General features: G+C 63.9%; 10 protein-coding genes. 7 read left to right on the top strand and 3 right to left on the bottom strand.

Features of this window, described 5'->3' with window-relative positions:
- Positions 1-55: 55 nt before the first annotated feature.
- On the bottom strand, positions 56-1375 hold the full coding sequence (locus tag NLY43_RS11445) for an O-antigen ligase family protein (RefSeq protein WP_023711788.1): 1320 nt from the start codon (positions 1373-1375) through the stop codon (positions 56-58).
- Positions 1344-2342 carry a glycosyltransferase family 2 protein gene (locus NLY43_RS11440; protein ID WP_023711787.1) on the bottom strand — a complete coding sequence of 333 codons (999 nt, stop codon included), beginning with the start codon at positions 2340-2342 and terminating at the stop codon, positions 1344-1346. Before NLY43_RS11440 ends, NLY43_RS11445 begins: the two co-directional genes overlap by 32 nt.
- 172 nt (positions 2343-2514) lie before the next feature.
- On the opposite strand from NLY43_RS11440, the gene NLY43_RS11435 reads away from it, so the two are divergent.
- Genes NLY43_RS11435 through NLY43_RS11425 form a run of 3 tightly spaced genes read left to right on the top strand, consistent with a single transcriptional unit; the run spans position 2515 to position 5398 of the window.
- On the top strand, positions 2515-3687 hold the full coding sequence (locus NLY43_RS11435; protein WP_023711786.1) for a glycosyltransferase: 1173 nt from the start codon (positions 2515-2517) through the stop codon (positions 3685-3687).
- Positions 3684-4478: a WecB/TagA/CpsF family glycosyltransferase gene (locus tag NLY43_RS11430; RefSeq protein WP_023669298.1), complete on the top strand. Its 795-nt coding sequence runs from the start codon at positions 3684-3686 to the stop codon at positions 4476-4478. Before NLY43_RS11435 ends, NLY43_RS11430 begins: the two co-directional genes overlap by 4 nt.
- Positions 4475-5398 carry a DUF6492 family protein gene (locus NLY43_RS11425; protein ID WP_023704513.1) on the top strand — a complete coding sequence of 308 codons (924 nt, stop codon included), beginning with the start codon at positions 4475-4477 and terminating at the stop codon, positions 5396-5398. Before NLY43_RS11430 ends, NLY43_RS11425 begins: the two co-directional genes overlap by 4 nt.
- On the opposite strand, the gene NLY43_RS11420 is transcribed toward NLY43_RS11425, so the two are convergent.
- Positions 5395-6690: a lipopolysaccharide biosynthesis protein gene (locus NLY43_RS11420; protein ID WP_023711785.1), complete on the bottom strand. Its 1296-nt coding sequence runs from the start codon at positions 6688-6690 to the stop codon at positions 5395-5397. The genes NLY43_RS11425 and NLY43_RS11420 overlap by 4 nt on opposite strands.
- A 198-nt stretch (positions 6691-6888) precedes the next feature.
- On the opposite strand from NLY43_RS11420, the gene NLY43_RS11415 reads away from it, so the two are divergent.
- The 4 genes from NLY43_RS11415 to NLY43_RS11400 all read left to right on the top strand — a co-directional run bounded on the left by NLY43_RS11415 (position 6889) and on the right by NLY43_RS11400 (position 13250).
- Positions 6889-9177 carry a GumC family protein gene (locus tag NLY43_RS11415; protein WP_023711784.1) on the top strand — a complete coding sequence of 763 codons (2289 nt, stop codon included), beginning with the start codon at positions 6889-6891 and terminating at the stop codon, positions 9175-9177.
- Positions 9178-9532: 355 nt separating this feature from the next.
- The gene (folD, locus tag NLY43_RS11410) at positions 9533-10432 is read left to right on the top strand and encodes a bifunctional methylenetetrahydrofolate dehydrogenase/methenyltetrahydrofolate cyclohydrolase FolD (protein WP_023669302.1); all 900 of its coding nucleotides are present in this window, start codon (positions 9533-9535) and stop codon (positions 10430-10432) included.
- Between the two features lie 17 nt (positions 10433-10449).
- Positions 10450-11442: a GlxA family transcriptional regulator gene (locus NLY43_RS11405; RefSeq protein WP_032905230.1), complete on the top strand. Its 993-nt coding sequence runs from the start codon at positions 10450-10452 to the stop codon at positions 11440-11442.
- A 149-nt stretch (positions 11443-11591) separates the two neighbouring features.
- Positions 11592-13250: a vWA domain-containing protein gene (locus tag NLY43_RS11400; RefSeq protein ID WP_023711783.1), complete on the top strand. Its 1659-nt coding sequence runs from the start codon at positions 11592-11594 to the stop codon at positions 13248-13250.
- The last annotated feature ends 21 nt before the right edge of the window (positions 13251-13271 follow it).

Raw genomic sequence — 13271 nt, 5'->3', positions numbered from 1 at the left:
ACGCTAGCGGGCAGACGGGAAAGCCCCTCAAGGGGTGCTGGATCAGGCCAGCCGGTCAAGGTCGCCGGCGTACCGCGATCGGCCGCAGCGACACTTGCCGCAAGCCAAGCACGCCGAGCACGAAGAACAGCCACACCGGGTCGCCGCGATGGAAGAAGAAGCTTTCCAGGAACGCGTTCAGCGCCGTGAACAGCACCACCATCATGAAGAAGTCACCGAGATAGATGTTCTCCTTGCGCGGCGGGATGCGCATGTAGTCGCGCAGCGGCGCGATCACGAAAGTGTAGACGGCAACGCACAGCGCCGGGATGCCCATCAGCACCGCAATGTCGAGATAGCCGTCATGGCCATGCACGATGGTCCGGATGTCCCAGGCCCGGTCGAAAGGCTGGTCCTGGCTCAGCAGCAGCGGCGTGCCCCAGAAGCTTTCATAGCCGTAGCCGGTCCAGGGCTTCTTCGCCAGCATCTCGCCGGAGAACTCCCACAGCGTCGTGCGCCCGGTATAGGTGAGGTCGGGGAAATAGGTGGCCGCCAGCTCTTTCACCGGCGGGATGAAGACGATGCCTAAGGTACCGATGGCCGTCGCAATGATCGCCAGTGCAAACAGGATCGGCGTGCCGAACCGCATGCCGATCAGGCCCGGCAGCACGACGATCAGGATCGAGAACGGCACCAGGCCGGCCGTCGTCTTGGATCCGGTGTGCAGCATGAAGATCATCGCCGCGCCGAAGATCGCCACGCCCCAGAATTTCTGGCCGCGCCGGAAGAGATAGAGGCCGGCGAAGCTGAAGCAGGCCATGATTGGTCCGGCAATGTTCTTGTGGGCGAACACACCACGCCACAGGCCGGCATGTTCGGGCTCCTGCGAATCGGCCGTATGCAGGGCCTCATGCGGAAAGACGATGAGGCCGATATAGGACAGGCCGATAACGACGATCGCGCAGAATATGATGACTTTCGAAAAACTGTCGGCATCGCGCGGCAGCACCAGGACCGTCGCTATCGTCAGAACGCCAAGCAGCGTGAAGAAGGCCGCGCGCATGGCCGAGGACGGGTCGGTCGCGTTGATGACCGAAAGCATGAAAAAGCCGAGCATCAGAATCCAGGACGGGCTGAGCAGCGAGCGCACCATCTTGGGGTCGGCGAACGTCAGCAGTGAGAAGGTCGAAATGGCGCCGAGCGAACTGAAGCCGAGCTGGTTGACGATGTCGCCGGCGTTGCCGGTCAGTTCCGCGCCTGCCGGCTGAAACGGCCGGAACGACACGATGATGACGGCAAACAACAGCGCGGCAATGGCCGTCGCCACGCCGTCGCGCGTGACGATGCCGCCCAGCAGCAGCTCGTCAGTTCTTCTCAGGCTGCCTGTATTGCTCATTGGCGTATCCGAATTCGGCAAGCACGCGGCCGAGCGAGACATAGACGGGGTAAAGCGCCGTCGACAGCGATCCTGTCCGCGCCAATTCGATTGCGCCGCGCACGGGCGAGGCTATCAGCAGCGCCAGGCTTTTTGCAAACACCTTGGCGCCGGCGAATGGCGTGCCGGCGCGCTTCTTCTTTTCGACCAGCGTCGAGATTACACCGTTGCGTAAGGATCGGGCGCGGATCCAGTCAGCCTCGACGCGCCGGGCCGGAACGCCTTCGCGCACCTTCGCCTCGGCGCACCAGCCAAGCACGAAACCTTTCTGCGCCGAGCGGCTGAGGAAGTCGGAATCTCCGCCGCCCATGAAGTTGAACCGCAGGTCGAGGAAGGGCGGCCCCATGATGGTGAGCACATTGCGCCCGACCAGAAGGTTGCCAGAGGAATAGAGTGCGGCCACGCGCCCAGTCTGGCGATAGGGCGGCGCAAACACGGGGTGCTCGGCCCATTTGGCGTGAGCAGGATCGGTAAACACTGGCACTTGCGGGCCACCGACAATGTCGGCGCCAAGCGTCTCCGCCGTCTTGCACATGCGCTCCAGCCAGTCCGCGTCGGCGATCTCGTCATCGTCGATGACCAGCAGGTAGCGGAAATCCGGAAAATGCAGGATCGCCGTCTGCCAGCCGGCATTGTAGGCACTGCAATTGCCCCGCTCGTGCGCGATGATGACCATGCCTTTCATATCGTCGCGTTCGAACAGCGGCACGGCCGCCTTGGCGCCCTCACGCGCCTTGGCTTCGTTTTCGATGACGATGACGGCGAAGCGCCGGCTGGTTTGCTGTGCCTTCAGCGACGCCAGCGTTTCCAGCAGCAGTTGTGGCCGCATGAAGGTCGGCAGCGTGACGACGGCTTCGATCGTCTCTGCGGCGAGCCCCGGAGAGCGTCCCGCAATCGATACCGAACCGTCCGATGGCAAAGGGATCATCCGCTCCAGCCGCATGTTTTGAATCTGGCTTTCGATAACACCGCGACGATAACGTTTCGTTAATCACCTTTCGCAGCGGCGCCTGCCGGTCCGCGCCTTTCAGCCGTTGCGTTGCGTGATTTAATCAAGGGTTCACCCAGCTTTGCTAGTGGCTGACGCCTGGATAGGTGAGATGCATCTGCTGTTCGCCACATCGATCGTGCCCGACGGCGCTCTCGCTTCGGGCTATGAGATCGCCAACGCTGCGATCATCGCCGCCTTGCGGCGCGCCGGCGTGCGCGTCACCGTCATCGGCTTCATCTGGCCGGGCAAGGCGCCCAGCGACCCCGAAAACACCTTCGTGCTCGGCGCCGTCGACGTGCGCACGGAAAGCGCCTCGGCGCGGCAGAAGCTCGCCTGGCTTGGCAAGGCGGTGCTGTCAGGGCTCACCTTCGCTTCCGTGAAGCTGCGCGCGGTTTCCGACAGCGAAGTCCGTGCCGCGATCGAGCGCGCCGGTCCCTTCGACGGCTATGTCCTGAATTCGGTGCAGTTCGCCGGCGCCTTTGAAAAACTGTTCGCCGACCGTCCCTCGATTTTCGTCGCCCACAATGTCGAACATGGTTCGGCCAAAGAGAATGCGGCAGCAGCAAACAGTCGCTTCCAGCGCCTGCTGTTTGCCCGCGAGGCCAGGCTGCTCAAGACCATGGAGGAGCGGCTCTGCCGCCGGGCTCGCTTCGTCTTCACGCTGGCCGAGGAAGACCGCGCCGCACTCGGCGTTGCCAGCGACGACCGCTCGGCGGTGCTGCCGCTGGTGACCACAGCCACGGCGCCAAAGCCGGTCAAGCCGCGCCGCATCGATTGCGACGCGGCGCTGATCGGCACTTGGACCTGGCAGCCGAACCGCATCGGCCTCGACTGGTTCCTGGAAAAAGTCGTGCCGCATCTTCGCCGGAGCTTTCGCATCAGGGTCGCCGGCAACATGCCGTCGGATATCACCTCTGCCCATCCCGGTGTCGAATTTGTCGGCCGCGTGTCCGACGCCCAGAATTTCGTGCGCGGCGCCGCCGTCATTCCACTGATCAGCACCGCGGGCAGCGGCGTTCAGCTCAAGACCATCGAAACCTTCGAGCTCGGCCTGCCGTCGGTCGCCACCAGCCGTTCGCTGCGCGGCATCGATCATCGCCCGGCAAATTGCTTCGTCACCGACGATCCGGCCGCCTTCGCCGGCGCGCTGGAGGCAGCGGCGGCCGATGTCAAGGATGTCGATGGCAGCGCCTTTCACCGCCGGCAGATCAAGGCACTGGATGCCGCCATCAGGCTCGGCCTGGAAAAGCTCGGGTCGGTGGGGGAGGAGGTGTTTGCATGAACATGCACACCGCCCGCGCCGCCTTCGGGCTCGATACGCTGAAGACGATCCTTGGCATTTCGGTCCTTGCCATCGGCTGGGATGACGCGATCGCGCTGCTCGCTCGTCTGATTGCCGAGCGGCGCTTCACCAAGGTCAGTTTTCTCAACGCTCACAACGCCAACATCGCCTCTACCGATCCGGTCTTTGCCGAGGCGCTCGACGATTTCCTCATCCTGCCTGACGGCGTTGGCGTCGATCTGGCGGCAAAGCTGCTCTACGGCGCGCCGTTCCCGGACAATCTCAACGGCACTGATCTCATTCCGGCCTTTCTGCAGGCATCGGCGAGGCCGCTGACCGTCGGGTTGCTTGGCGCCACCCGCGCCAACGCCGAGGCGGCGTCGGTCAGGCTGGCCGCTCTGGCGGTGCAGCACGAATTCGTCGTCATCCATGACGGCTATTTCTCCCCCGCCGAAGAGCAGGCGATCGTCGATCGCATCGAGGCATTGCGGCCCGACGTGCTGCTTGTGGCCATGGGCGTGCCGCGCCAGGAATTGTGGATCGCCCGTCATATCGATGCCCGCCACTGCACGCTGCCGATCGCCGTCGGCGCGCTGCTCGATTTTCTCTCCGGCACGGTGCCGCGGGCGCCTCTGTGGATGCGCCAGCTGAGGCTCGAATGGTTGTTCCGTCTGTGCATCGAGCCCGGCCGGCTGTGGCGCCGCTACGTCGTCGGCAATCCGGTGTTCCTGCTGCGTGTCGTCAGGCAGAAATTCTCGCGTCGGCCCGAGCCCGCCGGAGAGTTGCGGTGAACAGCCGCGTCGTGCCGAGCCCTGCAGCCGAGACCGGTGCCCTGCCGCAAACGCCGACGGCGGCGGTGGTGACCGCCAGCTATGCGCCGGATTTCGAACGCTGCCGCCTGTTGTGCGAGACCCTCGACCGCCATGTCTCCGGCGTGGCGCATCATTACATTCTGGTCGAGCACCGCGACGTGGCGCTGTTTCGCCAGTTGGAAAACGACCGCCGCAGCGTTGTCGACGAGCGCGACCTGCTGCCGCGCTGGCTGCGTGTGTTCGACGATCCGATGAGCCTCTTTCGCCGTCGCATCTGGCTCAGTTTCAAGACCCAGCCGCTGCGCGGCTGGCATGTGCAGCAGCTGCGCCGCATCGCCATCGCTGCGCATGCTGGAGAAGACGTGCTGGTCTTCTGCGATTCCGACGTCGCCTTCCTCAAGCCATTCGATCTGAGCGCCTTCTGGCGCGACGGCAAGGTGCGGCTGTTCCGGCGCGACGGCGTGCTGTCGAGCGACGGTCACGACGAGCATCGCATCTGGTCGCGCAATGCGGCCTCGGCGATTGGTATCGATGCATCCGAGGTTTCGAACCACGACTATATTTCGACGCTGATCGCCTGGCGCCGTCAGACCGTGACGGCGATGTGCGCCGAGATCGAGAAGGTGCACGCGCGCGGCTGGGTCGAGGTCATCGCTTCAGTGCGCCGGTTCTCCGAATGCATGATCTATGGCCGCTATGTCGACGATGTGCTGGGGGGCGCCGGCCATTTCCACGGCTCGGAGGAATTCTGCCGCGTGCATTGGACCGGGGAGGCGCTGTCGGATGACGAATTCCGCAGCTTCGTCGCCGCTATGGCACCGGGGCAGGTGGCGATCGGCATGCAATCCTTCATCGGCACCGATATCGGCCGCATCCGCCGCCTGATCGGATTGGCTTAGATTGCCTTGGCGGGCTTGCGCAGCGCCGAATAGGTCAGCAGCGCCGAGGCGAGATAGAGCAGCAGGAAGACGACATTGAGCGATACGACAAGCGTGGGCGTGTCGGCAATCGTGGTCAGCACATAGGTCAACAGCACCGCCTTCAGCCCCGCCAGCAGGCCGAGGTTGAGCGCCCTGAGCGCGGTCTGGCCGCGCGCGAACAGCAGCTCGGCCTGGTATTCGACCAGGTTGCGCAGTCCCGGCACGCCGATTGCCAATGCCACCAAGGGCGCCGCCTCGGCGACATTCCGGCCAAGTGCATTGGGGACGAAATGCAGCACGATGCCGAGTGCGGCCAGCGCCAATGTCGATACCAGGAACACGCCGGCTTCGATACCGCTCTTGACCCGCAGTCGCGACAACAGCTCCGGCGACCGCATCATCTTCTGCACCAGCATCATCGAGAAGGTGCGGATCGGTATTGCCGTCAGGTCGACCAGCCGCATGATGATGGCATAGATGCCGGCCAGATGCGGCCCGCCGATCGCCAGGACGAGCAGCTTGTCGAATTCCGACTGCAGGTAGAACAGCACTTCGGCGCCGGCAACATAGATCGAATCGGCAAGCCGCCTGAGATAGAGCTCGGTGCGCAGCCTCAGCCGCTGGCGTGGATAATAGAAGCCGAAGGCCAGCAGCAGCGAGGCGGCGTTGGCGCCGATGTAGAACAATGACCAGATCCAGACGCTGTGCTGCCCCGACAGCATGAACAGCACGGCGCCCAGCGCACGGAACGCCGTGGCCACGATCGACAGCACCGCGGCGCGGCCGAATTTGCCGAGCCCGTTGTTGACGATCAGCACCACCTCGACCGGCCGCCACAAAAGCGCCTCTGCAAAGACGATTGCGGCAAAGACGGCCAGCGGAACGGTGCTGGCGAAGAAGATCAGGTAGACGCCCCAGGAGGCCGCCGCCAGCAGTGGTAAGGACACGGCGCCAAGCAAAAGGAAGCCGGCGGTGAAGGTGCCGATCAGATTGGGGCGGATGGTGGCTGTGCGGTAAAGCGCCGAGATGAAGCCGAAAGCGAGGATGCGCGACAGCATGACGCCGGCCGCCGAGGCGGTGGCGAACATGCCGAACTCGGCAATCGACAGCGTGTTGGCAAGTGCGATGAAATAGGCAAGCGAGAACACCAGCCGCCCGCCGGCGCCGCTGATGGCTGAAAGATAGTCGCGAACCAGCCCCCGTCTTTCGGCGAGGAAGGTGCCGATGCGGGCGAGTGTCCGCCTTTGCGGTATGTCGCTGGCCTGCGTCATATCGAGGAAAGCCGTAAGCCGCAAAGCTTAACGTGCGGTTCTGACGCCATTTTACAGATCCCGGCAATGCGTGGCGAAGCGAGAAACTTTCACTTGCAGACTTCGGAAATTAACCTTTTGTTTCCCATGCCTGTTTAGCGTGACTTAACGATTGGCCGACCGCCGCTCCTGCGCCGTCGAAGGTAAAGTTTCGAGACAATGGTCGACAGGGAAAACCGTGAAGACTGGAGGCGCGAGCGCTCCCTCCTGGCGCTCGGCAAAGCCGTGCGCGGCGATGAGGCGGCGGATGCGTCGGCGGTCTCGATCGGTGACCGGGTGGATCCGTCATGGCGCGAGGACGCCGCCACGCGTCACCGCATAGCCCGCTCGCAACGCGAGGCGCGGTCGAATCCGGCGCCAACGTCACCGCCCGAGCCGCCGCAGTTCCAGGCCGACGGCGAACCCGTTTCGGCCGCCAGCGCGCGTGAGGAGCCTGTTTCCGGCCGGCGTCAGCAGCACGCCGCCTATGAGCTCCGCTCTTTCCACGAGCAGCGACCGGACCGCGACGACGATGACGGGCAGGAATGGAAGCCGCTGATCGATCCGCTCCAGGTCGTCCGCGGCATTAGTCGTTCCAAGTTGCTGATCGTCTCGACTACGATATTGGGCACGGTGCTCGGCGTCGCCGTCGCCGTTTCGACACCGAAGAAATACGAAGCCACCACACAGATGGTCATCGAGCCAGGCGACCTGAAGCTTTCCGACAACGATCTCACCCAACCGGTCGGGCAGCCCGATGCGGCGCTGGCTGTTGTCGAAACCCGCATCAAGATGGTGACATCCGGCAAGGTCCTCGACAAGGTCGTGGCCGATCTCAATCTCGTCGACGATCCGGAATTCAACGGACAGGGCTCTGGCGGCCTTGGCGTCCTGTCGCTCATTCGCTCGATACTGTCGCGCCAGGATGGCCCTGGCGGCGGCGGTGAAGTGCGCCGCCAGGCGCTGGCGGCCGGCAATCTGGCCAAGAGCCTGTCGGTTGAGCGCAGCGGCAAGAGCTTTGTCGTTTCCATCAGCGCCACCACTCAAAGCGCCGACAAATCGGCGAAGATAGCCAATACGACCAGGGACGTTTTCCAGCAGGAGGCGGCCCAATACCAGTTCGGGATGGCCGGGCGCGCGACGGACCAGCTGACGGCCAAGCTCGATGACCTGCGCAAGAATGTCGAGACAGCGGAGCGCAAGGTCGAGGATTTCAGGGCCACGCATGATCTCGTCGACGCGCAGGGCCATCTGATCAGCGACGACCAGATGCTGAAGCTCAACGAGCAGCTCTCAGTCACCCGGGCCCGTACGCTGGAACTCAATGCCCGGGCCGCGTCGGCGCGTTCGCTGGACGTCAATTCGGTCATCAACGGCACGTTGCCGGAAGAAATCAATTCCAACACGATGAGCGAACTGCGCGCGCAATATGCAGTTTTGAAGCAGGAGGCCGACCGCGCCGCCGTGCGTCTGGGACCGCGTCATCCCGAATACCAGGCGCTCAACGCCCAGCTCGACGGCTCGCGCGAGCGCATCGCAGGCGAACTGCGCCGCATCGCCTCGTCGCTGCAGGTCGATTTGAAGCGCTCGGTTCAGCTTGAGCAGGATCTCGCTTCCCGCCTAGCTCAGGCAAAGGTCCAGAGCGGCGACGTCAACAGCGATCTGGTCAGCCTGCGCGAACTGGAGCGTGACGCCACGGCCAAACGCTCCGTCTACGAACAGTACCTTCTGCGCGCCAAGGAGACCGGCGAACAGCAAAACATCAACACCACCAACATCAATCTGATGACCCCCGCGCAACCGCCGCTCGAACCCAACGGACCGTCGCGGGCTGTAATAGCGATGGCCGGCCTGCTGCTCGGGCTTGCTTCGGGCATCGGTGTCGGCGCCATGCGCGGCGCCTTTGCCAGCCTGCGCGGCGCTGCCAATTCGCGTTCGCGCGGCAGAATGGACGAGCGCCCCCCTCCGGTCGAGGACAAGGTCTATCGCGCGCCGCTGCCTGTGGCGCCGCCACCGGCAGCACCTCCGGTGTTGCCGACCGCGGCCGCTCCCGCCCGGAGCCCAGGTCTGTTCGACGGACTGTTCTCGGCGATGCGCAAAGCCGCGCCGGGTAGCGGGACGTCAGGCGAACCCGTCGAGACCTACCGCGCCCAACCAGCCGCCGAATATACAAGGCCGGTGCAGGAGCCTGTGGGCTATCGCCAGCCGGACTTCCGGAACGAGGTTCCGCACGCCAATTCCCCTGCGCAGCAGCCTGGCTACGCGCAGCCTCGTCAGCCGGCTGACTATGCCTATTCGCAGGCTCAGCCGATGCCCGCGGCGTCCGGGCCGTGGTCTTCTCCGCAGCCCGCTGGGGCGGCGCCGGAAGACCAGCAGGCGCAAATCGACGATATCCGCGCCAGCCTGCGCGAATTTCGCGAAGCGGTGCGCGAACTCACCGAAAGCCGTTCGCACCGCCGCTATTTCTGAGCAATTCCAGGAAAAGTGTGAAACGGTTTTCCCGGGAAAAGCGCGTAGCGCGCTTTCCCTTGGGAATTGCGTCAAAACAAGAAATAGAGCGGTTCAGCCTTTCCGTGAAAGGATGAGTCGCTCTGAGCCCGTCAGCACAGAATAAAAGCTGCCGGTTTCGAGTTTACGGCATGTGACGGCGCTTTGACGGGATTGCTTAGGCCAAATTTCGTGACAATGCCGCGCAGCATGGCGCCCAAAAAACGCTGCCGTCGGGCTTTACCCGAATGGGCGGAACGTTTGGAACAACGACATGCACGAAGCAACGTTCAAGGCGCGCGCCGCGCCTTGGCTGGAATGATGTCGAGGATGGTTCATGGCCGAAGTGATTGACGGAAAGATCGTCGCCGCAGACGTGGTTCAGAAGGTCAAGGCCTTGACCGAGGACCTGGTCGCCAAGGGAAAGGCCCAGCCCGGCTTGGCGGTGGTCATCGTCGGCGAGGATCCGGCAAGCCAGGTCTATGTCGCGTCGAAGTCGCGCACCGCCAAGGAATGCGGCTTTCATTCGCTGCAGCACACACTGCCGGCCGACACGTCCGAAGCGGCACTGCTGAAGATCATCGGCGAACTCAACGCCGATCCGGCCATCAACGGCATTCTGGTGCAGCTGCCGCTTCCCGCCCATATCGATGCCGGCAAGATCATCCAGGCCATCGCACCGCAAAAGGATGTCGACGGCTTTCATTTCATCAATGTCGGCAAGCTCGGCACCGGCGAACTCGAAACAGCCTTCGTGCCCTGCACGCCGGCCGGCTCCATGCTTTTGATCGAACGCGTGCGCGGCAAGGATCTTTCCGGCCTCAACGCGGTCGTCGTCGGCCGCTCCAACATCGTCGGCAAGCCGATGGCAAATCTGTTGCTTGCCGCCAACTGCACCGTCACCATCGCCCACAGCCGCACCAAGGATCTGCCGGCGCTGGCCCGCACAGCCGACATTCTGGTTGCCGCCGTCGGCCGGCCCGAAATGATCAAGGGCGACTGGGTCAAGCCCGGCGCCACCGTGATCGATGTCGGGATTAACCGCATTGCCGCACCCGAGAAGGGCGAAGGCAAAACCCGCCTCGTCGGCGATGTAGCCTATGCCGAAGCCGCCAAGGCCGCCGGCGCCATCACCCCCGTGCCCGGCGGTGTCGGACCGATGACCATTGCCATGCTGATGGCCAATACGTTAGCCTCAGCCTACCTTGCGGCCGGCTTGAAGCGGCCTTCCTTCTGACCCAGAAAGCAGCTTCTTTGCCGAACCTTACTATACCCTCTGAACGGCCGGATGATCCCGTTCAAGGGGGCCGGCAATTCGCGTTCCTGCTGGTCGACAAGTTTTCGATGTTTTCGTTGGCAGCGGCGATCGATACCTTCCGCTCGGCCAACCGCCTGCTCGGCCGCGATTTCTATGGTTGGACCACGGTCTCGGCCGACGGCGATCCCGTCATGGCCTCCAATGGCCTGCCGCTCAAGATCGACTATGCCGTCGCCGATTTGCCGCCGGTCGATATCCTGTTCGTGTCGGTGGGCCTGTCGGTCGAGTTCCCCGGCAAGAGCAAGGTGCTGGCGGCGCTGCGCAGCTGGGGCCGGCGCGGCAATGCGCTCGGCGCGCTGTCGGTCGGCTCTTACCTCCTGGCCGAAGCCGGCCAGCTCGAAGGCTATCGCTGCACCATTCATTGGGAAAACCGGGCCGGCTTCGTCGAGCGCTTTCCCGACATCAACTGCACCGGCAACGTCTTCGAGATCGACCGCAAGCGCTACACCTGCGCCGGCGGCACCACCTCGATCGACCTGATGCTGGAGATCGTGCGTGGCGACTTCGGCTCGAACCTCGCCAACGGCGTTGCCAACCAGTTCCAGCATGAGCGCATCCGCTCCGCCGGCGACCGCCAGCGCGTCGGGCCGGAGCGCGACCTGACCGGCAAGTCGGAGAAGCTAAGGCGCATCGTCGAACTGATGGCCGACCATCTCGACGAGCCGCTATCAGCCGTGCAGCTTGCCAAATCGGCGGGCCTGTCGGTGCGCCAGGTCGAGCGCTTGTTCCTGCGCCATTTGAGCGTCACGCCCGGTCGTTACTACATGCGGCTCAGGCTTGAGCGGGCGCGCGAACTGCTGCGCCAGACCAACATGCCGATCCTCGACGTGGCCATCGCCACCGGCTTCACCTCGCATTCCTATTTTGCCCAGAGCTACCGGCTGCAGTTCGGCCGTCCGCCTTCCGAAGAGCGGCGCACCACGTACTGACGCGGTGCTGAGCCGGCCTCGGAACAGGCCTCGGCCGGCGCCGATCCTGTTACACGGCAACCGTTCGTGACCCGCTCCGGGGCTTGTGCCCGGACGCGCCGTCAAATAGCTTCCGGCGCGGATCAGAGGGCGGTCTCAAGGAGATTTCCATGGCGGGACTTTTGCGGAGCATCGCTGCGGCGCTGCTCCTTTTGTCGATGACTTCGCTCGGCTTTGCCGCCAACAAGGTCATCATCATTCTTGACGCTTCGGGCTCGATGTGGGCCCAGATCGACGGCAAGCCGAAGCTCGAGATCGCGCGCGAATCGCTGAGGACCGTGCTGCAGTCGGTCCCGGGCGACGACGAGATCGGCTTCATGGCCTATGGCCACCGCGAAAAGGGCAGCTGCGACGACATCGAACTGATCGTGCCGCCGCAAGCCGGCTCGGCTAGCGCCATTTCGGCCGCTGCCGACAGCCTGAAATTCCTCGGCAAGACGCCGCTGACCGCAGCCGTCAAGCAGGCGGCCGAAGCTCTGAAATACACTGAGGACAAGGCGACCGTGGTTCTCATCACCGATGGGCTTGAAACCTGCGAAGGTGACCCGTGCGCGCTGGGCAAGGAACTGGAGGCCTCAGGCGTCGATTTCACCGTCGACGTCGTCGGCTTCGGCCTGACCGCTGACGAGGGCAAGCAGATCGCCTGCCTTGCCGACAACACCGGCGGCAAATATATCCAGGCCTCGGACGAGAAGGCGCTGCAGGAAGCACTGGTCGAAACCGTCGCCGCGCCGGCTCCGGCGCCGGCACCCGAACCCGCTCCGGCGCCTGCCCCTGAACCGGCAAAGCCCGAATTCAATTTCATCCCGAGCGTGGTCATGGCCGAAGGCGGCGATCCGATCACCGACGGCAATGCCTGGGAGGTCTACAAGGCCAAGGCCGATGGCACGCACGGCGAGGCCGTCACCACCCAGTACAACAACTACGAGGCCAATCTCGAGCCGGGCGACTATGTCGTCGTCGCGCGCGCCGACGAAGCTCGGGCGGAACAGAAGGTCAAGATCGAGGTGGGCCAGGTCTACAAGCCGCTCTTCACCTTGAACGCCGGCACCATGCTCATCCATCCGAAGCCAAGCCAGGGCGCCGAGATCAGTGACGAAGCCCATGTCGATTTCGCCTTCCCGGGCGGCAGCACCACCCACTATGGCGACACCAGGATCATCGTGCCGGCTGGTGAGCAGAAGGTGACGGTTGCGATCGGCAGCGGCTCGGTGACCGAGAACATCCAGCTCGCCGCCGGGCAGACTGTGGAAAAAGACATAGTCGTCGGCGTCGGCCATGCCGCCGTCAACGCCTACTACACTGCAGGCGGCGACAAGGCCGACTCCTCGGGCATCAGCGTCCAGATCGTCAAGGCCAAGAAAAAGATCGACGGCTCGCGTGACGATGTCGCCCACTCCTATGGGCCCGACAGCAAGTTCTGGCTGCCGCCGGACGACTATGTCGCGGTCACCTCGCTTGAGCTCGCAACCGTCGAGCAGCCTTTCAGCGTCAAGGTTGGCGACGTCAAGGACGTCAAGGTGACGCTCGATGCCGGCGTGCTGGTGATGTCGGCGCCGGGCGCCTATTCGATCGAGGTGCTGTCGTCGAAGAAGGATATCCAGGGCAACCGCAAGGCGCTCGGCCTGAACTATGGCGACACCTGGCAGCAGACTATCCCGGCCGGCGACTATGTCGTCCTCCGCCACATGTCCGATCAAGGCCATGACAAGGAAATGCCGGTGACGGTCAAGGCCGGCGAACGGAGCGAGATTACGGTTCAGCCGTAATCGCCATCCATCCCTCACCAA

Source organism: Mesorhizobium sp. C416B, from assembly GCF_030323165.1.
Lineage (GTDB): Bacteria > Pseudomonadota > Alphaproteobacteria > Rhizobiales > Rhizobiaceae > Mesorhizobium.
Note: the sequence above shows the minus strand (reverse complement) of the source record. Positions and strands in the feature narration are given on the sequence as shown.

Excerpts from the sequence above, each read along its gene's own strand:
- NLY43_RS11415 (WP_023711784.1), top strand. The coding sequence starts at position 6,889 with ATGGTCGACAGGGAAAACCGTGAAGACTGGAGGCGCGAGCGCTCCCTC.
- folD (WP_023669302.1), top strand. The coding sequence starts at position 9,533 with ATGGCCGAAGTGATTGACGGAAAGATCGTCGCCGCAGACGTGGTTCAG.
- NLY43_RS11435 (WP_023711786.1), top strand. The coding sequence starts at position 2,515 with ATGCATCTGCTGTTCGCCACATCGATCGTGCCCGACGGCGCTCTCGCT.
- NLY43_RS11445 (WP_023711788.1), bottom strand. The coding sequence starts at position 1,375 with ATGAGCAATACAGGCAGCCTGAGAAGAACTGACGAGCTGCTGCTGGGC.
- NLY43_RS11430 (WP_023669298.1), top strand. The coding sequence starts at position 3,684 with ATGAACATGCACACCGCCCGCGCCGCCTTCGGGCTCGATACGCTGAAG.
- NLY43_RS11420 (WP_023711785.1), bottom strand. The coding sequence starts at position 6,690 with ATGACGCAGGCCAGCGACATACCGCAAAGGCGGACACTCGCCCGCATC.
- NLY43_RS11440 (WP_023711787.1), bottom strand. The coding sequence starts at position 2,342 with ATGATCCCTTTGCCATCGGACGGTTCGGTATCGATTGCGGGACGCTCT.
- NLY43_RS11400 (WP_023711783.1), top strand. The coding sequence starts at position 11,592 with ATGGCGGGACTTTTGCGGAGCATCGCTGCGGCGCTGCTCCTTTTGTCG.